This is a genomic window from Microbacterium sp. (assembly GCF_035556355.1).
Taxonomy (GTDB): Bacteria; Actinomycetota; Actinomycetes; order Actinomycetales; family Microbacteriaceae; genus Microbacterium.
The window spans coordinates 18,034-39,428 of the sequence record NZ_DATMFG010000036.1 but is presented as its reverse complement, the minus strand read 5'-3'; the positions used below and the strand labels follow the sequence as shown (position 1 = coordinate 39,428).

Here is a 21,395-nt window from a genome sequence, read left to right as displayed (position 1 = left end):
CTGTCAGACCCCCGGCAGCACCACGTCCACGGGGATGCCTACCCACTCGTCGGGGTCCTGGGTGATCTCGTCTCGCGCGACCGCGCGCACAAGGGAAGCGAGGACCTTCGGGAAACGGACCTGTGCCACCGCCCACGCTTCCAGCCGGTTGAGTTCAGCCGCCTGCGCGTGGACCCGCCTCAGCAGTGCGGGTAGGTCCTGGAACTGGTCGTTCAGCTGCGGGTACCGTTCGCGAGCTTCGGGGTATTCCGCGAACAGGTCCGCCTGAGATTCTGCCCGCGCGTCTGTGCGGAGGTCGGCACTGACGTTGATGAGCGCGGAGCCGCAGGTTCGCGCCTGAGCGCGCACGGCCTCGACGACGGCACTCGGGTTCACTTGCCACTTGTACAGGTCTCCCCGGCTCAGGAGCGGCGTGACACCCGCCAGCCTGGGCAGCGTCGCGTCGAGCCACGCGCGTTGCCGGAGCCGCTGAGGCTGCAGGACCGCCCACACCTCGCGACGTTCCAGTTCACGCGCCGACGGTGGCGGTGGCGGCCGCAGCTCCACCGCCCGGTCGTTCATAGCCGTGACCGTGCGGTCGAGGTTGATGCGGAACAGGGCGACATCCGTGCGCTGCGCCGCAGCGATAGCGGCGGGCGTGTACCCGGATGACGAGTAGAAGAGCGCGTTGTACGTGTTGAAAGCCGCGCCCCGCAGCCTTTGCACGTCGGGCGCGCCGACAGGAGATGCGTGGTGCTTCACCTGCGCGACCGCGCCGCTGGCGATCACGTCGAGGCCGCCGTCGGTGCCGGGCCCGGTCACCGCAGCGTCGTCGAACCCGAGCCACCGCATGTGAGCGGCCGCGAGCTCCTCCGCCTCCCGCCACGTCATCACCACGCGGTGATCGTACGGGCACGCCGCGACATCCGCCGGGACCACCCCGCGCATGAGGACCGCGGAAGGGAGCAACACCATGACCCGCATCGGCCTCGTCGGCTGCGCAGCACAGAAGCTGCAGCGCCCCGCACCAGCCCGTGATCTGTACGTGTCGCAGCTGTTCCGGAAGGCGTCCGCGTACGCCCAAGCCACCTGCGACGTGTGGTTCATCCTCAGCGCCAAGCACCACCTCGTCCACCCCGACGAGGTGCTCGACCCGTACAACGTCCGTCTCGGCGACAAGGTCACTGGGCCGCCCATCTGGGACTGGGCGACCGAGACCGCCCGGCAGATCGAGGAGGCCGCGGCTGCGTTCGACGACCCGCACCTGGTCGTCCTCGCCGGCGAGCAGTACCAGACCATCCGGTGGCGCACGACGCTGCCCATCGACATCCCGATGAAGGGCCTCGGCATCGGGGAGCAGCTCGGGTTCCTCACCCGCGAGCTGAACGCCATCCACGCATAGGGGAGACCCCGCAGAGAACAGAACGGAGACCCCCTATGCCCGATCGTCAGCGGCAGCGGCAGGCGGATGCCAGAAACGTTATGAAGGCCGCCGCACGGCACGCGGCTGTGTTCGGCCCTGGGCCGAGCACCCCGCCGACGGTGACCCGGCACCCGAACGTCACCCGGATCGAGGTCATCGACAACAGCGGCCGCGTGTTCGGTGGCCGCTACACCCGAGGCGCCGAGATCCATGTGCAGGACGACGGCCGCACCATCAAGGTCTTCGCGGAGGAGGGGACCGGTCAGCAGAACGACCCGTACCGCGGCCCGTATGAGCGACTGCAGCGCACCCTCACACGTCCGCCCGTCGGCTGGTTCTCCTTCGGCACCCACGTCGACCAACCGGACGTGAAGCTCGAGTTCTGGGGCACCGACGACGGCGGCATGCCGCTGTGGGAACGCCCGGTCTCCGTCGGCGACCGGGTGCAGGCTGTCGCACGGGCGCTCGCGGCGATCCCGCTCGGCGAGTTCGCCGAAGGCCCCGAGAGGATCGCGGAGATCGTCGTCACAGCGCTCGACGAGCACGACGCACGAGAGGCGTGACCGGCGGCACCTGCCACCGCGCATGTGTGAGTCAGCCCCGACGACGACGACAACCGCGGCGACGCACGAAGGAGCATCATGGCTGGAATCCGCATCAAGGGACACGCGCTCAAGCTGGAGTGGAGCGGCGAGCGCGGCGCTGAGTCCAGCAGCACCGGTACCTGCGAGTGCGGGGATTGGGAAGAGTCCGCATCCAACCAGCGAGAGGTCCGGTTCGAGTACCGCATGCACCTCGAGCAGGTAAAGAAGCACGCTGCCGCCTGACGGCAGGCCCGTGCAATACCGGCGCAACACCCGGCGCAACACCGGGTGCAACACCGACGCAACCCGGTCGGTCGAGCCTCGTACATGAGTGACGTCCAAGCCCGCCGACGAGACGAGAACCACGATGAGCGCGAAGGATCTGGCCGAGCGGTTCCAGGTCGACACGCGCACCATCGAGCGGGACCGGAGCGAGCCGGGGCGGAGGGCGGCGTGATGAGCCGCACCCTGGACATCCTCGAGCGGGCGCAGCACGGCACGACAGCTGGGTTCAAAGCGGGGTGCCGCAGCAAGGGCGGATGCCCCAACCACGGGATCCGCGGGCAGTTGACCTGCCTGGAGGCCGCGCGTGCACAGCGGCACTACTTCTCGCTGGCGGTCCTGGCTGAGACGGACACCATCACCTACGCGATGCTGCACGTTGCGAAGACGAATCCCTTCACGCCGGTGAGAGAGCAGGAATGAAGGAGTGCACGATGCCCGTTGCGGCAACCCGGTCTGTGCGCGGGTATGTGCCGGAGGGCGCTACCCGCGGGAGTAGCCGGCCGGGCAGGGCGCCTCGCGTCCGAAGCGATCGCACCCCGCCGACCTGATCACCATGTGCCGCCGCACCGCGCTCCTCCCGGTGAACAGGCGCCGGCAGACCCGTCACGTTGATGCTGTAAGAACTGGACGGTGACGGCCTGGGCCAGAGGATCGGCTAGCAGAGCGGCATGATCGGTACCTGCGACAACGGTGGTCGTCGCCCGCGGTAGGGCACGTTCGGCCTCGTGCGCATCACGCATTCCGACCGCGTCCCGATCGCCGGTCAGCAGCAGGGTGGGCGCGGTGATCGCCGCAAGATGTTCGGGGGCGAGCCCTGGCTCGCCTTCCAGCGATCCGAGCAGGGCCGCGAGAGCGAGCGGGTCGTTCTGGCTGAATGCGAGTGCTGTGCCGGAGTCCACGGGCGCGCCTCGATAGGCAGCCCACGCATTCAGGAACCCGTCGATGCCTTGTGTGCGCAGCGTCGCAACGGCGTCAGGGGAGAAGATCGCATCGGCTCCACCGGCGAGCGCTCCGAAGCGTCCGCCCAGGCTCACGAAAGCCGACACACGCTCTGGGCGACGGCTTGCAAGATGGAACCCGATGCACGCCCCCAGGGAGTACCCGACGACATGCGCCCTCGGGGCATCGACGGCATCCAGCACGGCCACGAGGTCGTCGGCCTGGGTGGCGAGCGCATAGTCCCGCGGCCGGTGCGGCTTTCCACTTCGCCCATGCCCCCGAAGGTCCACCCCCACGACTCTGAACCCCTCCAGCGCAGCGGTATACCCCAGGCCCCGCCACACCACCTCCGACAGCCCCGTCCCATGAGCGAGCAGTACCGCCGGCCCGCTGCCCACGACGGTGAACGCGACCGGGGTGCCATCCGAGGAGAGCGCCAGGCGACGCTCAGGCTTCGCGGAGATGTTCATCCAAGACATTCTGAGCTCGTCGACGAGCGGGACGGCGACTTCGTTGAGCGCGAGAAGGGCGAGCCACGCGCGCAGGCGGGCGGTGTCGTCCCTGAGGGCGGCTACGGTCCGCAGACGCCTCCACCGGCAGGGTTTGACATCTTCCGCGAAGAGAATCACTTTCTAGGGGAGGTCTCACTACCGCGAAAACCCAAGGGCACACTCCGCGCGGACCTGCAAGTGGTGCGCGTAGAGATGCGCCGTGTCTGCGGGCTGACCGCCGTGTGCCAAGCCGCCATGTTGCCATCTCATTGTATATAATATTGAGTGGCGAGCGTGCAGCAGCAGAGAGGATTTCCGATGAGTGACGAGCATTCCGTGGTCACGTCCGGACAGCGAATGGGTGTCGATGGATGGAAGGGGAGATTCTTCGAGGACTTCGAACCGGGCGACGTCTATTACCACCCGCTCGGGAAGACGGTGTCCGAAACCGACAATCAGTGGTTCACGCTGCTGACCCAGAACACCGCAAAGGTGCATTTCGACCACAACATGGCCTCGGTCACCGAGTTCGGGCGACCGCTGGTGAACTCCACCTTCATCCTGGCGCTCGTAACCGGTCAATCGGTGATCGACCTGTCGTTCAACGTCATGGCCAACCTAGGGTGGGACGAGGTGCGCCTGCCGACTCCCGTGTTCGCGGGCGACACGATCTACTCGAGATCCAAGGTGTTGGAGAAGCGGACGTCGCGGTCGCGGGAGAACGTCGGCATCGTGACGGTGGCGACCGAGGGCTACAACCAGGACGGCGCCATCGTCATCTCCTACAAGCGCACCTTCATGGTCTACCGCCGCGGCTTCGCACCGGAGAACCCGACCCCAAGGCCCGACGAGTCGAGTCTCCCGTCGGTGCTCGATGTCTGACATGGCGAGCGATCTGGCCCGCACCTGGCTCTTCGTGCCCGGCGACCGCCCGGACCGCTTCGACAAGGCGGTGGCGTCAGGCGCCGACGCCGTCATCATCGACCTCGAGGACGCCGTCGACGCCGCACGCAAGCCCGCAGCGCGCGCCGCCGCGGCGGCCGCGGTCGCGCGGGGCGACTTCAGCGTGAGGGTCAGCTCGGTGGGCGACGACGCGGGGCTGCGCGATCTCGACGCGCTGAGCAGCGCCGACGCCCGCCCGGCTGCCGTGATCCTGGCGAAGGCCGAGGATCCGGATGCCGTCTCGAAGGTCGTCTCGGCGCTCGGCTGCCCGGTCGTCCCGCTCGTCGAGAGCGCAGCCGGGCTGGAGGCAGCGGCCGAGCTGGCGGCCGCGGAGGGCGTCGCGCGCCTGGCATTCGGTGCCGTCGACTTCAGCCTGGACATCGACGCCAGCCCGGATCCCGATGTCCTCGCTTATGCGAGATCCAGGCTGGTCACGGTGAGCAGGGCGCACGGCATCGCCGCGCCGCTCGACACGCCGAGCCTCGCGATCGCGGACGCCGCCGCCGTCGCTGCTGAGGCGGGGCTCGCGCGGCGCTTCGGGATGGGCGGCAAGCTCTGCATCCATCCGGCCCAGGTGCCGGTCGTCGCCGCCGCCTTCCGGCCGACCGAGCGCGAGGCGAGCGAAGCCCGTCGCGTGCTCGCCGCCGCCGAGGGCGACGGCGCCGCTGCGCTGGACGGCCGGATGATCGATCTGCCCGTCTTGGAACGGGCGCGGCGCGTGCTGGCACGCGCGGAGGAGGGCGCATGATCGCTCCGCCGCTGGACGGTCTGACCGTCGTCGCCTTCGAGCAGGCCGTGGCGGCGCCGTTCGCCACGCGTCAGCTCGCGGATCTCGGCGCCCGCGTGATCAAGGTGGAGCGAGACTCCGGCGATTTCGCGCGCGGGTACGACACCAAGGTCGATGGGCTCGCCAGCTACTTCGTCTGGCTGAACCGCTCCAAGGAATCCGTCGTCCTGAACCTGAAGGACGAGGCGGGCCTCGCCGCCGCGCGCCGATTGGTCGTCGGCGCCGATGTCGTCGTGCAGAACCTCGCCCCGGGCGCGATGGACAGGCTGGGCCTGGGCCCCACGCAGGCGCTCGGGCTGAACCCGTCGCTGGTCTACGTGTCGATCTCGGGATACGGCTCGACGGGACCGTACAGCGACAAGAAGGCGTACGACCTCCTGGTGCAGTGCGAAGCGGGCCTGCTGTCGATCACGGGCACCCCGGATGTGCCGAGCAAGGTGGGCGTGTCCATAGCGGACATCGCGGCCGGCATGTACGCGTACACGGGTGTTCTGTCGGCGTTGCTGCAACGAGGGCGCACGGGTGCGGGCCAGGTCATCGAGGTGTCGATGCTGGAGGCGCTCGCCGAATGGATGGGGCAGCCGTACCTGTACGCCCGGTACGGCGGCGAGGCGCCGCCCCGCACCGGCGCGGCGCATGCGACCATCGCCCCCTACGGCCCCTTCGCATGCGCGGACGGCGCGATCTTCCTCGCGGTCCAGAACGAGCGCGAGTGGGGGCGCTTCTGCGTCGAGGTGCTGCGGATGGGCGAGATCGTGGACGACGCGCGATTCGCCGGCAACGCCCGTCGGGTGGCGAACCGTGCTGAGCTGCAGGCGGTCATCGAGCCGCTGTTCGCCGGCATCACGCGGGCGGAGGCGCTCGCTCGTCTGGACGCGGCGGGCATCGCGAACGCCGAGTTGCGGGATCTGCATGGGCTCGCCGAGCATCCTCAGCTCGAGGCGCGGGACCGATGGCACGATGTCGGCTCGCCGGTCGGTCCGATCCGGGTGATGGTTCCGCCGGTCACGGCGCCCTGGGAGTACCGGATGGCCCCGGTGCCTTCGTTGGGCGAGCACACCGCGCGGATCCTCGCGGAATGGCAGGAGGATCCGGGTTGAGAAATGCAGATGTCCAGCGGATCGCCGGTCGGCCTGAGTATAATGCATCATGACCGGGTGGTCACGAGGCAGACGGGGGATCTGAGATGACATCAGTGGCGGCGCGACCACAGCTCGGGGATGAGGTGGCCTCGTACGTCCGCGATCAGATCACGTCCGGCACGCTCGCACCCGGGGCGCACGTGCGCCCGGAGGCCGTCGCGGCGGAGCTCGGCATCTCGTCGACGCCCGCGCGCGAGGCGCTGCAGGCCCTGCGCGCCGAGGGCTTCCTCGAGCTCGCGCCACGCCGGGGCTTCACCGTCGCGCGCATCAGCGGCTCGGACATCCGGGACATGTTCCTGATGCAGTCGATGGTCGGAGGGGAGCTCGCGGCCCGCGCCGCCCGGAACGCGACGCCCGCGCTCGGCGAGCGCCTTCGCGAGATCCACGCTGAGCTCATCGCCGCAGCGGAGCGCGGCGACTTGAACGCGCTCGAGGAGTGGAACCATCGCTTCCACCGCGAGATCAACCTGGCGGCGGGCGCGCCGCGGCTCGCCTGGGTGATCCAGCTGCTCTCTCGTTATGCGCCGCGCCGCTTCTACGCGTCGATCGAGGGATGGCCCGAGACGACGATCGACGATCACAGCGGGCTGCTCGAGGCGGTCATCGCCGGGGATGCCGACCGCGCGCGCGCGGAGATGGTCGCGCACATCGAGCACGCCGGGGAGCAGCTGGCGGCGCACGTCGACGCGCGCCTGCAGAGTCACGCCACGCAGTTCGCCTGAGCTTTTCGCGCCTCCGGGCGGCGATCGCCGATCACGCCGCATGGCATCGCTCCAGGGCGCACATTGCATCCCCGTGAGATATACAATATATACTGCAGGGACCGACTTCGAATGGACCGACTTCGAATCTGAGGCGGTTCGAAGCGGACGCTGCGTGGCGATGGAGGCACAATGAGCGACCACCTGAACGACGAGGAGCGACTTCTCGTCCAGACGATCCGTGAGTTCGTCGACCGAGATGTGAAGCCGACTGTCCGTCAGGTCGAGCACGCCAACGAGTATCCCGAGGCGTGGATCGAGCAGATGAAGCACATCGGCATCTTCGGGCTCGCGGTCCCCGAGGAGCACGGAGGGATGCCGATCTCGATGCCCGCCTATGCGGCGGTGACGGAAGAGCTCTCGCGCGGCTGGATGTCGCTCGCCGGCGCGATGGGAGGCCACACGGTCGTCGCGAAGCTGCTGGCCGACTACGGCACCGCGGAGCAGAAGAGGCGATATCTGCCGCGGATGGCGACCGGCGAGATCCGCGCGACCATGGCGCTGACGGAGCCGAGCGGCGGGTCGGACCTGCAGTCGATGACGACCATCGCGCGACGCGACGGCGACGACCTGGTGATCCGCGGGCAGAAGACCTGGATCACGAACGCGCGCCGTTCGTCGGTCATCGCGCTGTTGTGCAAGACCGATCCCGCCGCGCAGCCGGCGCATTCCGGGATGTCGGTGGTGCTCGTCGAGCACGGCCCTGGGCTCACCGTGTCACGCGACCTGCCGAAGCTGGGATACAAGGGCGTCGAGAGCTGCGAGCTCGTGTTCGACGAGTACCGGATCCCTGCCGACGCCATCCTGGGCGGCGTCCCCGGCCGGGGCTTCGCGCAGATGATGAAGGGCCTGGAGACGGGTCGGATCCAGGTCGCGGCGCGGGCGCTCGGCGTCGCCGCCGCTGCGCTCGCGGACTCGGTCGCCTACGCGCAGCAGCGCGAGACGTTCGGCAAGCCGATCTGGCGCCACCAGGCGATCGGGGGTTACATCGCGGAGATGGCCACGAAGCTGACCGCTGCGCGGCAGCTCGTGCGATACGCGGCCGAGAGGTACGAGAGCGGCCAGCGTAGCGACATGGAGGCGGGCATGGCCAAGTACTTCGCCTCGGAGGTCGCGATGGAGGTGACCCTGAACGCCGTGCGGATCCACGGCGGATACGGGTACTCGACGGAATTCGACGTGGAGCGGTATTTCCGCGACGCGCCGCTCATGATCGTGGGTGAGGGCACCAACGAGATCCAGAAGAACGTCATCGCGGGCCAGGTCATCGCCCGCGGTGGGATCTGATCCGATCGATAGAGGAGTGGGATGACGATGACGTCGACCGACCAGCAGACGGAGACCGCCGAGTTCTCCTTCGACGGGTTGTACATAGACGGCGAGTGGGCGCCGAGCGGCACGGGGCGGGTCGAGCAGGTGCGCTCTCCGTTCGACGGGCGCCTGGTCGTGGAGGTCGCCAAGGGCGACGCCGCCGATGTCGGTCGGGCAGTCGCGGCCGCGTCGCGCGTGCACGCCGCGGGCGCCCTGCCGTTGAGCCGCAGGATCGAGATTCTCGACGCGGCTGCCGTGGCTCTCGTCGAGCGCGCGGAGACCTTCGCACGTGCGATCGCGCTCGAGTGCGCGAAGCCCATCAAGACCGCGCGCGGCGAGGTCTCGCGCGCGGTCGACACCCTCAGGTTCACCGCGGCGGAGGCGCGGACGCAGTCGACCTCGACGGTGCCCGTGCATGCCGTCGCCTCGGGTGAGGGGAAGCTCGCGTACACGCTCCGGGTGCCCATCGGCGTGGTCGCGGCGATCGCGCCGTTCAACTTCCCGCTCAACCTGGTGATGCACAAGGTGGCTCCCGCGGTGGCGGTCGGCTGCCCCGTCGTGCTCAAGCCCGCGAGTCAGACGCCGGTATCCGCCCTGCTGCTCGCACAGCTCTTCGCCGACGTCGGCCTGCCCGCCGGCTGGCTCAACGTCGTCACGGGCGGCGGCAGCGAGGTTGGGGTGCCGCTGTCCACGCATCCGGACGTGGCGTACGTCACCTTCACCGGTTCGCCGTCGGTCGGGTGGGGGATCTCCGCGGCCGCTCCGCGCAAGAAGGTGCGGCTCGAGCTGGGGTCCAACGCGCCGCTGATCGTCGATGAGCGCTCCGACTGGCGGGCGGCGGCCGAGGCGGCCGCGTTCGGTGGCTTCGTGCAGGCCGGCCAGTCGTGCGTCTCGACGCAGCGGATCTTCGTGCACCGTGCGCACGTCGACCGGTTCACCGACCTGCTCGCGGAGATGGTGAGCACCCTGGTCGTCGGCGACCCGCTGGATGAGACGGTCGACGTGTCGGCCGTGATCAACAGCGGCGAAGCCGAGCGGATCGAGTCCTGGATCCAGGAGGCGCGCCAGGGCGGCGCGACGGTCGTCATCGGCGGCGAACGAGACGGCGCCGTCGTATCGCCGACCATCCTGCGCGACGTGTCGCCCGAGATGAGCGTGCAGTGCCGGGAGGTGTTCGGGCCGGTCGTGACCATCGTCGCGTTCGACGACTTCGCGGATGCGCTCGCCCAGGCCAACGACTCGGACTTCGGGCTCAACGCCGGGGTGTTCACGGACGACATCGCGCACGCGCTGGAGGCGACCCGTCGTCTGGAGTTCGGCAGCGTGTACATCAATGACGCGCCGACGGTGCGCGTCGATCTGCAGCCCTACGGTGGCGTCAAGGACTCCGGGAACACGCGGGAGGGCCCGCATTACGCCATGGAGGAGATGACGGACGTGAAGTTCGTCACCATAAGGCCGACCGCGTGATCGCCGGGCGCCGCCGCGTGCGGGCCCTCAGCGATGCGCGCCGAGCCGCGAGCGCTCGTCGCCGTACTCGAGAGGCCCTACTGCGAGAAGCCCGCCGTCGATCACCAGGGTGTGCCCGGTGACGTACCGTGCGAGGTCGGAGAGCAGGTAGACGACGCCTCCGGCGATGTCGTCGGCGGACCCGCGGTGTGCGAGCGGCACCCTGCTCATCAGCGCGTGCTCGTCGCTCGCGCTGCGCAGCGGGATGCGGGGCGACACGATCGCGCCGGGCGCGACCGCGTTGACGCGGATGGCGTGGGCGGCCCACTCGATCGCGGCGCTGCGCGTGAGGTCGAGCAGCCCCGCCTTCGCTGCGCCATAGCCGGCGTGCTCGGGGGCGCTGCGGATGCCATCGACCGAGGCGACGTGCACGATCGATCCACCATGCCCATCGGTCACGAGCGACTGCGCGAACCGCTGCGCGGCGACGAACACGTAGCGGAGGTTGATGTCCTGGGTGAGTTGCCACTCGTCCCGCGTCATCTCCAGCAGTGGTGACCAGATGGCGCGCCCGACGATGGTCACGAGCCCGTCCAGTCCTCCCAGACGATCGTGGGCGGTCCGGATGCCCTCGGCGAGGTCCTCATCGTTCAGGACGTCGGCGGTGATGGCTACGGCCTTGCCGCCGCTCGCTTCCACCGCTTCTGCGACGTGCGTGGCGGGGGACGCCTCGCGATCGAGTACCGCGACCGAGGCGCCAACGCGTGCGGCCATGAGGCATGTCGCCTCACCCATGCCTTGACCGCCTCCGATCACTAGGATGCGGCGGCCGGTCAGGTCGATCAGAGGAGGGTTCATTCCGAACCCTCCGTGACGGGTGCGGGTGCGGCGCTGAGGTGGTCGACGTGCATTGATACTTGGAGCAGGGCCGAACGCAGATAGCCGCCGCGCATCCGCTCGAGCGGCGTGCGCCACTCCAGCTGGGTCGCGACCTCCCAGACCGGCGCCTCCGCTTCGCCGAGGAGTTCGGCGATCCGGGTGCTGCGGCGCAGATGATGCGCGCTGATCTCGCGGCACCGCGCACCCAGACCGTGGAACGGCTGCTCGTGCCCGGGGCAGGCTTCGGCATCGTATTCCGAGATGCGCTCGAGGGAGGCGAGGAAGTCGCCGAGCGGATCGTCGCTGTCTCCGCCGAGCCCGAACCCGGGATTGATGCGCGGAAGCACGAGGTCACCGGTGAAGACCAGATCCTGATCTTCGTCGACGAGACACGCGTGGCCTGCGGTGTGGCCGGGCGTGGCCAGCACCCTGATGCGTCGCCCCGAGACCGCCAGCAGCTCGCCGTCGTCGACCAGGAGGTCGGGGGCGGCGACCGGCCTGCCGTGTGCCTGCTGGGCCGCCACCAGCAGTTCGTCGCGCCGATCTGCGGGTACGCCCCAGTCGATGTTGCGTCCCGCCTGCCGGTCGGGCTCGTGCGGGGCGGCAGGCGCCATCGACCGCGCCTCGGCGCGTGAGATGATGACCGGCGCGTCTGCGCGTCGCGCGAGCCAGGCCGCGGCGCCGAGGTGGTCGGCGTGCGCGTGCGTCGCGAAGATCTCCTGCACGCGGCGCACACCGCCGAGCCGGTCGAGGGCCGCCTCGAGAAGCGTGCGGTTCTCCGGCCGGTCCTCTCCCGGATCGATTACGTGAAGCCCGCCATCGGCGTCGCGCACCACGTACGCGAGGCTGTGCTTCGGCTGCGCGTGCAGGACCGGCAGCGGAATCATCCACACGTCGTCACGGACGGCGTGCGGCTCTCCGAACGCTGCGACGAACTCGGTGCCGACGGCTCTCACAGGACCTCCGTGTTCATCGCTGGATGGCGCGGGTCGTGGCTCGCTGTCTGATCCCTTGGCGATCAGAGGCTTCTGCGATATCCTCACCACGGACTACACATTATATATTGAATCGGGACGATTGATACGATTCCGGCGCCGATGCCGGAGGTCGATGGGAAAGGGCGATGGTGACCGAGTACAAAAGCTTGTGGCTGATGCTTGCCGAGCAGGAGTTCTGCCAGCGGTGGCTGGACGTCGACGGGGTACGCACGCGCGTCGCGACTGCCGGCCCGGAGGACGGGCACCCCGTCATCCTGCTTCACGGCACCGGTGGCCATTGGGAGACGTTCGCGCCCACGATCGGCGCGCTCAGCTCGACGTATCGGTGCATCGCGATCGACATGATCGGCAACGGCTTCACCGACAAGCCGGACTACGACTACGAGATCAGCGTGTATGTCGACCACGTCCGCGGCGTGCTGTCGCGCCTCGGGGTTAAGCACGCCCACTTCGTCGGTATGTCCCTCGGCGCCTGGGTGTGCGCGAAAATCGCCCAGCAGCATCCGGAGCTCGTCGACAAGCTCATCCTGATGTCTCCCGCCGGCCTGATCGCAACTGAGGACAACATGGCCCGAATCCGGGCAGAGAGGACGAAGGCGGTCGAGGACCCGAACTGGGAGTCGATCAAGGCGATGTTCGTCCACCTGATCGCCGAGGAGGAGCGCCGCCTTCCCGACCTGATCGCCCTACGCCAGGCGATCTACCGGCGCCCCGACACGCGCGCGACGATCGACCACCTGCTCGCCCTACAGAATTACGAGACGCGCGAGCGAAACCTCCTCAGCCCGGAGCAGTGGAGCCAGATCAGCGCCCCGACGATGGTCGTGGCGTCCGGCAAAGACCACGGCGAGTACCAAAACACCGCGCGGCAGGTGGCCGGATTCATTCCGCACTCGGAGGTCTTTGAGATGCCGGAAGTGCGGCACTGGCCGCACTTCGAAGACCCCGAGCTCTTCAACCCGGCGGCTCTGAACTTTCTGGGACGCTGACGTGCTCGACACCGCCGACATCCGCAGGCTGGCGGACGAGCTCGACCACGCCCGTAAGCACGTCGCCACGGTGCGCCAGCTCTCGCTCCGGCATCCGCACATGACGGTCGCGGACGCCTATGCGGTGCAGAGCGCGTGGGTCGAGCGGATGCTCGCCGACGGGCGACGGATCGTGGGTCGCAAGATCGGGCTGACCTCTATGCCGATGCAGAGGTCGATGGGGATCAGCGAGCCGGACTACGGGGTGATCGCTGACGACATGGTGTTCGACAACGGCGGTGCCATCCCATGGGATCGATTCACGTTTCCCCGTGTCGAGATCGAGTTGGCGTTCGTGCTCGCGGAGCGGTTGGCGGGCCCAGGCATCGGAGCCGCCGACGTGCTGCGGGCGACGAGCTTCATCTCGCCGTCCATCGAGGTGCTCGACAGCCGGGTCGAGATGACCGACCCCGGCTCGGGTCACCGTCGGACGATCGTCGACACCATCTCCGACAACGCTGCGAACGCCGGCCTCGTGGTCGGGCCCGGCACGCTGGATCCGCGCGATCTGCGTCCACGCGATCTCAGCGCGCTGCTCTACATCAACGGGGTGATCGAGGAGAGCGGTGTCGCGAGCGCAGTGCTGGGCAACCCCGCGCAGGCAGTCGCGTGGCTGGCCAACCGCCTCGGTGCCTACGGCCAGGCTCTGGCGGCCGGAGAGGTCATCCTGTCCGGCTCTCTCACTCAGTCGATCCCGGTGAGCCGGGGCGATGTCGTACACGGCGAATTCGGTGCGCTGGGGGCGGTGACATGCCGGTTCGTCTAGACGAATTCGAGGACCAACTCCCTGCCACCAGCGCACGCGCGTGGCGGCGCCGGCTTGCTGCCCGCGAGCCGCTCGTGGGCCTCTGGGCCGTTTCGGGGTCCGCCACCGCGACCGAAATCCTCGGGAGGTCGGGGGCGGACTGGCTCATCATCGACGTGGAGCACTCACCGAGCACAGCTCTCAGCGTCCAGGAGCAACTTCGTCTGCTCGAAGCCGCGCCAGTCTTCACCGTCGTGCGCGCGGGATCGAAGGACCCGCTCGAACTCGGTCGCTGGCTCGACCTCGGGGCACGCGGGCTCATGATCCCGATGGTCGAGTCGGGCTCCGAAGCCGAGGCGATCGTCGCCGCCGTGCGATATCCGCCGCGCGGCAGGCGCGGCGTCGGCGGCGGTTTCGCGCGTGCGACCCGCTGGACGGGCGTGTCCGACTATCTCGCGCGGGCGGAGGAGAGCTTCTCCATCATCGCGCAGATCGAGACGAGCCGTGCGATCGATGCACTGGCCGAGATCCTCGCCGTCGACGGCATCGACGCGGTGTTCATCGGCCCCGCTGATCTCGCAGCCTCTATGGGGCACCTCGGCCAGCCTCGTCATCCGGATGTGCGCAGACATGTCCAGGAGGCCATCGCCCTCTGCGCGGCGCGCGGCGTCCCCGTCGGTGTCAACGCATTCGCCGTGGAGGACGCACGCGAATACGCCGCTCTCGGTGCGCGCCTTCTTGCGGTCGGAGCAGACGTGACACTCCTCGCCCACGGAAGCCAGTCGCTCGTTGCGAGCATGGAGGCGTCCGGGGCCGGCCGGACATGAGGGGCGTCGCGCTCCGACGCGTGACTGCAGACCAGAGCAAAGGAACCAAGTGTTGAACACCATCGAGTGCGACGTCGTGATCATCGGGGCAGGCCCGGCGGGCGTGACGCTCGCGAGTCTTCTGGCCGGGTATGACGTCTCGGTTCTCATCATGGACCGCGAGCCCGACGTGCTGCAGGAGCCGCGTGCGGTCGGGATCGACGACGAGGCCCTCCGCACCCTGCAGTCGTTCGGGATGGCGGAGCGCGTGCTTGACGACGCGGTCCGCAACGCACCGATCCGCTATTACGACTCCAAGGGCCGGGTCCTCGCCCACGTCGCGCCCAGCGCTCGCCCGTACGGCTGGCCACGTCGCAACCTCTTCTTCCAACCCAATCTCGAGAAGGTGCTGCGCGAGTACCTCGCGATGCAGCCGAACGTCGAGCTGCGGACGTCGTGCGAGGCCGTGGGACTGCAGCAGGACGACTCCGGGGTCGTCATCACGGCCCGGCACGGCGGGGAGCACATCGAGGTGCGCGCTCAGTACGCGATCGGCGCGGACGGAGGCAAGAGCTTCGTGCGCAAAGCCGCCGACATTGAGCTCCTCGGCGACACCGCCCCGATGAAATGGCTCGTCGTCGACGTCGAGAAGGACACGTGGGATGCGCCCTACTCGGCCGTGTACACCTCGCCGGAACGCCCGTCGATGACGATCCCGCTGCCCTTCGGGTACCGCCGATTCGAGTTCAAAGTGCTCGATGGGGAGGACCCGGATACCATGGCGACACCGGAGAAGGTCGCCGAGCTGATGGCGCCGTTCTACCCCGACGGGCGGATCCCCAACGCGATCCGCCGGCGCATCTACTGGCACCACTCGCGCACCGCCGCGACGTTCCAGCGCGACCGCGTGTTCCTCGTCGGAGATGCCGCGCACCTCCAGCCCCCCTTCTTCGGCCAGGGCATGAACTCGGGCATCCGGGACGTCACGAACCTCGGCTGGAAGCTCGGCTTCGTGCTGCGGGGGATGGCCGCACCGGAGCTGCTCGCCACCTACGACGCCGAGCGCCGCGAGGCGGCGAAGGACATGGTCGAGTTCGCCACGGGCGTCGGGCGCCTCTACCACCCGCGCAGCACCTTCACGGAGGCGGCCCGGAACGTCCTGTTCCGTGGTGCGCAGAAGGTTCCGGGCGGACGCGACTACATCCTGCAGATGAAGTACAAGCCCACGCCGCGGTATCGGCGCGGCCTGGTCCTGGCGGGGGAGCGGGCCGACAAGGCGTCGCTCGTCGGCCGTGCGTTCCCGCAGCCCATGGTCGAGCGCATCGACGGCGGTCGCGTGAAGATCGACGACGTGTTCGGGCAGCGGATCGTGGTGCTCGGCGTGGTGCCCGGCACCGCCGAGGCGCTGTCCGCGCAGACGGCGGAGCGGCTCGCCGCACACGGCGGCTGCGTCGTGCAGGCGCACGTCATGCCGGCCTACCGCCGCGCCGGGCAGTTCGATCCGGCCACGCGGCCGGCCGAGGGCCCGGCGCCCGTCATCGACCTGTACGACCTCGAGGGGGGCCTGCGTGACCTGCAGCTCGCCCGCCCCGCCGACGAGGTCTACGTCATCCGTCCCGATCGCTACGTGGCCGCGACCTGCCGGCTCGCCGAGCTCGACGCGGTCGTCGGCGGCGTCGTCGACCTGCTGGACGGTGCATCGCGGGGTGCCGTGGCCGCGGGCGGGACGCGACGATGACGATCCGCGTGTGCATCAACTTCCCGATGCGGGCGGTGAAGCACTTCCCCCGCTGGATCGGAGACCACGGGTTCGCGGATGTGGGTCGCTGCGTGGAGGAGAGCGGATTCGACGGCATCGCGGTGAGCGAGCACCCCATGCCCGACAGGGCGTGGCTGGCCGAGGGCGGTCATCACGCGTTCGACCCGTTCGTCGCGCTCGCCGCGTGGGGCGCGGTCACTCGGCGGATCACGCTGATGACGGCGATCGCCGTCACGGGCTACCGGCACCCGTACGTCACGGGAAAAGCCGCGTCGACGCTCGATGTCGCGACTCGCGGCCGATTCGTGCTGGGGCTCGGCGCCGGGTATCTGAAGGCGGAGTTCGAGGTGCTCGGGGCCGACTTCGCGCACCGCGGCGCCCTGTTCGACGAGGCGATCGAGGCGCTGAGGGCGTCCTGGCGCGGTGACGACTTCGACGGGCCCACCTACCCGCTGCACGGTCACGAGTCGCTGCCGCGCCCGACGTCGCCCGACGGCCCGCCCATCTGGGTCGGGGGCAACAGCCGGGCGGCCCGCCGGAGGGCCGTCACCCTCGCGGACGGATGGATGCCGATCGCCCAGGACGAGGGCATGGCGGCGATCACCGGGACGCCGGCCCTGACCGACACCGCGACGCTCGCCGAGCAGATCGGCGAGGTGCAGGCCGCGCGCCGGGAGGCCGGAAGGGCCGATGCGGACATCGCCTTCACGCCGTTCGAGAAGGCGGCGCTCCGCGAGGGCGCGGCCCCGTTCGGCACAGCCGTGAAGCGCGCGCTGGGCGCCTATGAGGACGCGGGCGTCACGTGGCTCGTGATCGAGCCGCTGAGCCGCAGCTTCGGCGACTTCGAGGCCGATCTCGAGCGGATCGCGGAGGCGCTGGCGTGATGAGGACGATGCGAGCGGCCCCGGCCGCGGAAGGAGGGCGACGGTGACCATGACGATGACGCCTGGAGCGACGACGCGCGCGAGCGGCGGCCGATGGGCTCCGACGCTCTGGCAGCTGATCGAGCGGCGGGCCGACGAAGCGGCCGACTCCGTGCTCGTGATGGACGAGAAGGGCAACGTGGTGACGGCGGCGGCCTTCCGCGACCGCGCGGAGCGCCTCGCGGCCGGCCTGATGGCCCGAGGCGTGGGGCCGGGGTCGGTCGTCTCCTGGCAGCTGCCCAGCAACATCGAGGCGATGCTCGTGTTCGCGGCGCTCTGCCGCCTCGATGTCGTGCAGAACCCGCTGATCCCCATGCTCCGCGAGCCCGAGGTCGACTTCATCACCGCGCAGGCGGGCACCACGCTGCTCATCGTGCCGAGGGTGTTCCGTCGGTTCGATCACGCCGCGATGGCCGCCGCGATCGCGGGCCGGCGAGCGGGCCTGGACGTGCTCGTCGTCGACGACGGGCTTCCCGAGGGCGACCCCGCCGCACTGCCGGACGCGGCGGCGTCGGGCGAGGAGGTGCGCTGGCTCTTTTACACATCGGGGACGACGGCCGAGCCGAAGGGCGCCAGGCACTGCGACCGGAGCATCATCGCCGGGGCGAAGGTGTTCACCCGCGCCCTCCGTCCGACGGCGGACGACCGGATCGCGTCGGTCGCGCCGATGGCGCACGTCGGCGGGATCCTCTACTTCCTCGGGGCGCTCGTGGCAGGGGCTCGGCTCATCATCACCGAGGTGTTCGATCCGGTCGCCACGACCCGCCAGCTGAGCGAAGCAGGCGTGACCCTGTGCGGCTCCGGTGTGCCCTTCATCCAGGGCTTCCTCGCGGAGCAGCGACGGCGCCCGGAGGTGCCGCTGTTCCCCGATGTGAAGGCGTTCCTCATCGGCGGGTCGAGCCGCATGGCGTCGCTTCACGTCGCCGCGCGTGACGAGCTCGGCGGCGTGGGGATCGTGTCCGGCTACGGCGCCACCGAGGCGCCGTTCAGTTGCTGGGGGAGCATCGACGACGACGACGCGCACCACGCGCTCGCGGACGGTCGCCCCGCCGAGGGCGTCGGCATCCGGGTGGTCCGGGAGGACGGCAGCGAAGCCGGCCCCGGCGAGAGCGGCGAGGTCCGCATCAAGGGTCCGACGGTCATGAAGGGGTACGTCGACGCCTCGTTGGACGAGTCCGCTTTCGACGACGACGGGTACTTCCGCACCGGCGACCTGGGGTACCTGGACGACGAGGGCTACCTGGTCATCTCCGGGCGGATCAAGGACGTCATCATCCGCAACATGGAGAACATCTCCGCTCGGGAGGTGGAGCTGCCGATCATCGATCACCCCGGCGTGCTGATCGCCTCGGTGATCGGACTGCCCGACGAGAAGACCGGCGAGCGCGTGTGCGCTGTGGTGGTGCCGAACGACCCGCAACGGCCGCCGACCCTCGAGGATCTCTGCGCGCACCTGACCGCGGCGGGCCTCAATCCGCGCAAGCTGCCGGTGCAGCTGGAGATCGTCGACGAGCTGCCGCTGAACGCGATGGGCAAGGTGATGAAGCAGCAGCTGCAGAAGCGGTTCGCGGCGCCGGAGAGGGCAGGGCGATGAGCGCGCAGTCGCGGTACGAGACGATCCTCGTCGACGTCGAGGAGCACGTCGCGACGGTCACCCTGAACCGTCCGGATCGGCTCAACGCCTTCAACGAGGCGATGGTCGCCGACTTCGGCCGCCTGTGGGCCTGGGTCCGGGACGAGGACGACGTGCACGCGGTCGTGATCCGTGCGGCGGGCGATCGCGGCTTCTGTGCGGGGGTCGACGCGCGAGAGGGTCCCTGGTGGCAGGAGCAGGCGGTCTTCCGTCAGGAGGATCCGGGCGCGGTGCTCGGAGCGAAGGCGCAGCGCGTCTGGAAGCCGGTCATCGCCGCGGTCCACGGGATCGCCGCGGGCGGCGCGATGTATCTGCTCAACGAGGCCGACATCGTGATCGCCTCGGACGACGCGGAGTTCTTCGACCCCCACCAGACGGCGGGCCTGGTCTCGGCGCTCGAGCCGATCGGCATGCTGCAGCGCGGCGTGCCGCTCGGCGATGTGCTGCGGTGGGCGCTGACGGGGAACGACGAGCGGATCACCGCGCAGACGGCGCTGCGTCTCGGCATCGTGACGGAGGTGGTGGCGCGCGCGGATCTCTGGCCGACGGCCGAGCGGCTCGCCCGGGAGATCGCCGCACGGCGGCCGGATGCCGTGCAGGGCACGGTGCGCGCGATCTGGGAGGCGCTCGATGTGCCCCCGAGCGTCGCGCGACAACGGGGCCTGGCCTACACCCAGCTGGGCAACGGCACACAGGCGCCCGATCTCTCGATCCCGCGGGTGACCCCGCGCTATCGCTGAGCGGCACGACAGGAAGCACAGGACAGGCACATGGATCGGCTCGACGACGAGCCGAGAGAGGAAGGTCGCTGATGAGCGCTGCAATCCCGGAGCACTGGGATCTCGAGACGGACTTCGTCTCGATCGGATCGGGCATCGGCGGCCTGTCAGGCGCCGTCGTGGCGAGATCGTGGGGACTCGACTCGGTCGTCATCGAGAAGGGTCCCACGGTCGGCGGGGTGACGGGCTACTCCGGGGGCCAGCTGTGGGTGCCGGACAACCACCACCAGCGGGCCCTCGGCGTCGAGGATTCCCTCGAGGAGGGGCTCGCGTACATCAACGCCACCTCGGCCGGCCTGAACGACGAGGTCCACGCCCGCAACTACCTCGTGCACGCCCAGATCGTGGCCAAGTGGTTCGAGGATGAGGCCGGTGTGGGATTCGCGGTGATCCCCGGCTTCCCGGACTATTACTATCCGAAGGCGCCGCATTCCCGCACCGACGGCCGGTACCTCGAGAGCGCCCCGTTCGAGGCGGCGTCCCTGGGCGAGTGGCAGGCCAGGACGCACCTGTCGCCCCAGATGGTCTCAGGGCTCACGATGGGCGAGGCCGTCGAGCATGGCGGGAACATGGCGTTCGCGAAGTGGGACCGCACGCTCTTCGACGACCGTGTCGCCCACGATGTGCGCACCTATGGTCCCGGGCTCGCGGCCAATTTCGTCAAGGCCGCTCTCGACGCCGGCGTGCCGCTGTTCACCGAGACGGCCGCCGCGGAGTTGATCCGCGACGGGGGCAGGGTGATCGGCGTGAGGGCGGTCCGGGAGGGGCGCGACTGGTTCGTGCGTGCCCGCCGCGGCGTGCTGATCGCCGCGGGGGCCTACGACTGGAACGAGCAGGCGCACACCTCGTTCAGCATGGTCCCCGAGGTGAAGGCGGCGGGTCCTGCGTCGGTGACGGGCGACGGGCTCCGGCTGGCAGGACGGCTGGGGGCGCGCGTCGCGCAGGTGCCGCAGCCTCTCAACGCCGGCTTCGGGATCCCGGGTGAGCAGCACGAGGGGGCGCCGATGTGGCGTCTCGGCGCCGCGATCATCGGGGTGCCGCACGCGATCGCCGTCAACCGGAAGGGGCGCCGGTTCTGCGAGGAGTCGTTCTACCGCTCGGTTGGCTTCGCGTTGAAGAACATCGACGGCGCCACCATGGAGTTCGAGAACTTCCCGTTCTGGGGCATCCAGGACAGCCAGGCGCGCGATCGCTACTACGTCGGCCCGTACGGCCCGGGCGAGCCTCTGCCGGAGAGCGTGGCGATCACCGCCGACACGCTGCGCGAGCTCGCGGAGAAGGCGGGCATCGATCCCGACGGCCTGGAAGCGGAGGTCGCGAGGTTCAACGGCTTCGTGCGCGCGGGTGTGGACGAGGACTTCCATCGCGGGGAGCGGCCCTGGTCGGCCCTGAGCTTCGGCGACATCACGATCGACGGCAACAGCAACCTCGGCACCATCGAGCGCGGCCCGTTCTATGCCATCCGGATGGTCCCCCTGAACATCGGCCTCTCGAACGTCGGCCTGGCGGGCGATCTGCACAACCGGGTGCTCGACTGGGATGACCAGCCGATCGAGGGGCTGTACGTCGCCGGCAACTCGATGGCGATGACGGAGTTCGGGGCGGGCTACACGAGCGGCCAGGCGAACACGCGCGGGATGATCGGCGGCTACCTCGCCGCACGGCACGCCGCGGGAGATCCGAGCGATGCGCTGAAGCGGTACGAGAGCCCAGCGGAGCACACCGCCGCCTCGCGCTGAGCGCGCCGACGGC

General features: G+C 69.6%; 23 protein-coding genes. 19 read left to right on the top strand and 4 right to left on the bottom strand.

The features are described 5' to 3' along the window. Window positions 1-3: 3 nt before the first annotated feature. Window positions 4-870 (bottom strand): restriction endonuclease, encoded by an 867-nt coding sequence (locus tag VNR19_RS10690; protein WP_325726655.1) that lies wholly within the window; start codon window positions 868-870, stop codon window positions 4-6. An 82-nt stretch (window positions 871-952) separates the two neighbouring features. Here VNR19_RS10690 and VNR19_RS10685 point away from each other — a divergent pair, with 82 nt between their 5' ends. The 5 genes from VNR19_RS10685 to VNR19_RS10665 all read left to right on the top strand — a co-directional run bounded on the left by VNR19_RS10685 (window position 953) and on the right by VNR19_RS10665 (window position 2,691). Continuing rightward, window positions 953-1,381 carry a DUF6884 domain-containing protein gene (locus tag VNR19_RS10685; protein WP_325726586.1) on the top strand — a complete coding sequence of 143 codons (429 nt, stop codon included), beginning with the start codon at window positions 953-955 and terminating at the stop codon, window positions 1,379-1,381. 140 nt (window positions 1,382-1,521) lie between these two features. After that, window positions 1,522-1,965 carry a hypothetical protein gene (locus VNR19_RS10680; protein WP_325726585.1) on the top strand — a complete coding sequence of 148 codons (444 nt, stop codon included), beginning with the start codon at window positions 1,522-1,524 and terminating at the stop codon, window positions 1,963-1,965. A 78-nt stretch (window positions 1,966-2,043) separates the two neighbouring features. Then, on the top strand, window positions 2,044-2,229 hold the full coding sequence (locus VNR19_RS10675; RefSeq protein ID WP_325726583.1) for a hypothetical protein: 186 nt from the start codon (window positions 2,044-2,046) through the stop codon (window positions 2,227-2,229). 88 nt (window positions 2,230-2,317) lie between these two features. Further along, window positions 2,318-2,443: an HTH domain-containing protein gene (locus VNR19_RS10670; RefSeq protein WP_325726582.1), complete on the top strand. Its 126-nt coding sequence runs from the start codon at window positions 2,318-2,320 to the stop codon at window positions 2,441-2,443. After that, complete coding sequence (locus VNR19_RS10665) at window positions 2,443-2,691, top strand: hypothetical protein (RefSeq protein ID WP_325726580.1); 249 nt, start codon at window positions 2,443-2,445, stop codon at window positions 2,689-2,691. The genes VNR19_RS10670 and VNR19_RS10665 overlap by 1 nt, the downstream gene beginning before the upstream one ends. A 128-nt stretch (window positions 2,692-2,819) precedes the next feature. On the opposite strand, the gene VNR19_RS10660 is transcribed toward VNR19_RS10665, so the two are convergent. Beyond that, window positions 2,820-3,680 carry an alpha/beta fold hydrolase gene (locus VNR19_RS10660; protein ID WP_325726578.1) on the bottom strand — a complete coding sequence of 287 codons (861 nt, stop codon included), beginning with the start codon at window positions 3,678-3,680 and terminating at the stop codon, window positions 2,820-2,822. Window positions 3,681-3,986: 306 nt separating this feature from the next. Here VNR19_RS10660 and VNR19_RS10655 point away from each other — a divergent pair, with 306 nt between their 5' ends. From VNR19_RS10655 to VNR19_RS10630, 6 genes are all read left to right on the top strand, one after another. Continuing rightward, entirely contained in the window at window positions 3,987-4,583 is a 597-nt protein-coding gene (locus tag VNR19_RS10655) for a MaoC family dehydratase (protein ID WP_325726576.1), read from the top strand. A 1-nt stretch (window position 4,584) separates the two neighbouring features. Then, complete coding sequence (locus tag VNR19_RS10650; RefSeq protein ID WP_325726574.1) at window positions 4,585-5,391, top strand: HpcH/HpaI aldolase/citrate lyase family protein; 807 nt, start codon at window positions 4,585-4,587, stop codon at window positions 5,389-5,391. Further along, window positions 5,388-6,530 (top strand): CaiB/BaiF CoA transferase family protein, encoded by a 1,143-nt coding sequence (locus tag VNR19_RS10645; protein WP_325726572.1) that lies wholly within the window; start codon window positions 5,388-5,390, stop codon window positions 6,528-6,530. Before VNR19_RS10650 ends, VNR19_RS10645 begins: the two co-directional genes overlap by 4 nt. Before the next feature lie 86 nt (window positions 6,531-6,616). Further along, window positions 6,617-7,294, top strand: coding sequence for a GntR family transcriptional regulator (locus VNR19_RS10640; protein WP_325726570.1), 678 nt, complete (start codon window positions 6,617-6,619; stop codon window positions 7,292-7,294). A gap of 171 nt (window positions 7,295-7,465) precedes the next feature. Beyond that, window positions 7,466-8,620, top strand: a complete 1,155-nt coding sequence (locus tag VNR19_RS10635) for an acyl-CoA dehydrogenase family protein (protein ID WP_325726568.1) — start codon at window positions 7,466-7,468, stop codon at window positions 8,618-8,620. Between the two features lie 21 nt (window positions 8,621-8,641). Continuing rightward, entirely contained in the window at window positions 8,642-10,114 is a 1,473-nt protein-coding gene (locus tag VNR19_RS10630; RefSeq protein ID WP_325726566.1) for an aldehyde dehydrogenase family protein, read from the top strand. 27 nt (window positions 10,115-10,141) lie between these two features. Here the strand turns inward: VNR19_RS10630 and VNR19_RS10625 are convergent, their stop codons facing one another. Next, the gene (locus VNR19_RS10625) at window positions 10,142-10,951 is read right to left on the bottom strand and encodes an SDR family NAD(P)-dependent oxidoreductase (RefSeq protein ID WP_325726564.1); all 810 of its coding nucleotides are present in this window, start codon (window positions 10,949-10,951) and stop codon (window positions 10,142-10,144) included. After that, window positions 10,948-11,928: an MBL fold metallo-hydrolase gene (locus VNR19_RS10620; protein WP_325726562.1), complete on the bottom strand. Its 981-nt coding sequence runs from the start codon at window positions 11,926-11,928 to the stop codon at window positions 10,948-10,950. Before VNR19_RS10620 ends, VNR19_RS10625 begins: the two co-directional genes overlap by 4 nt. 167 nt (window positions 11,929-12,095) lie before the next feature. Here VNR19_RS10620 and VNR19_RS10615 point away from each other — a divergent pair, with 167 nt between their 5' ends. The 8 genes from VNR19_RS10615 (at window position 12,096) to VNR19_RS10580 (ending at window position 21,382) form a co-directional block, all read left to right on the top strand. Next, window positions 12,096-12,959, top strand: coding sequence for an alpha/beta fold hydrolase (locus VNR19_RS10615; protein ID WP_325726560.1), 864 nt, complete (start codon window positions 12,096-12,098; stop codon window positions 12,957-12,959). A 1-nt stretch (window position 12,960) separates the two neighbouring features. Next, window positions 12,961-13,764, top strand: a complete 804-nt coding sequence (locus tag VNR19_RS10610) for a 2-keto-4-pentenoate hydratase (protein WP_325726558.1) — start codon at window positions 12,961-12,963, stop codon at window positions 13,762-13,764. After that, complete coding sequence (locus VNR19_RS10605) at window positions 13,749-14,570, top strand: HpcH/HpaI aldolase family protein (protein WP_325726556.1); 822 nt, start codon at window positions 13,749-13,751, stop codon at window positions 14,568-14,570. Before VNR19_RS10610 ends, VNR19_RS10605 begins: the two co-directional genes overlap by 16 nt. Before the next feature lie 52 nt (window positions 14,571-14,622). Beyond that, complete coding sequence (locus VNR19_RS10600) at window positions 14,623-16,287, top strand: bifunctional 3-(3-hydroxy-phenyl)propionate/3-hydroxycinnamic acid hydroxylase (protein WP_325726554.1); 1,665 nt, start codon at window positions 14,623-14,625, stop codon at window positions 16,285-16,287. Continuing rightward, a complete protein-coding gene (locus VNR19_RS10595) occupies window positions 16,284-17,192 on the top strand; it encodes a TIGR03619 family F420-dependent LLM class oxidoreductase (RefSeq protein WP_325726552.1) in 909 nt (302 codons plus the stop codon). Before VNR19_RS10600 ends, VNR19_RS10595 begins: the two co-directional genes overlap by 4 nt. Before the next feature lie 49 nt (window positions 17,193-17,241). Then, complete coding sequence (locus VNR19_RS10590) at window positions 17,242-18,825, top strand: class I adenylate-forming enzyme family protein (protein ID WP_325726653.1); 1,584 nt, start codon at window positions 17,242-17,244, stop codon at window positions 18,823-18,825. Further along, window positions 18,822-19,604 (top strand): enoyl-CoA hydratase/isomerase family protein, encoded by a 783-nt coding sequence (locus VNR19_RS10585; RefSeq protein ID WP_325726550.1) that lies wholly within the window; start codon window positions 18,822-18,824, stop codon window positions 19,602-19,604. The genes VNR19_RS10590 and VNR19_RS10585 overlap by 4 nt, the downstream gene beginning before the upstream one ends. Before the next feature lie 71 nt (window positions 19,605-19,675). After that, complete coding sequence (locus VNR19_RS10580) at window positions 19,676-21,382, top strand: FAD-dependent oxidoreductase (protein ID WP_325726548.1); 1,707 nt, start codon at window positions 19,676-19,678, stop codon at window positions 21,380-21,382. The last annotated feature ends 13 nt before the right edge of the window (window positions 21,383-21,395 follow it).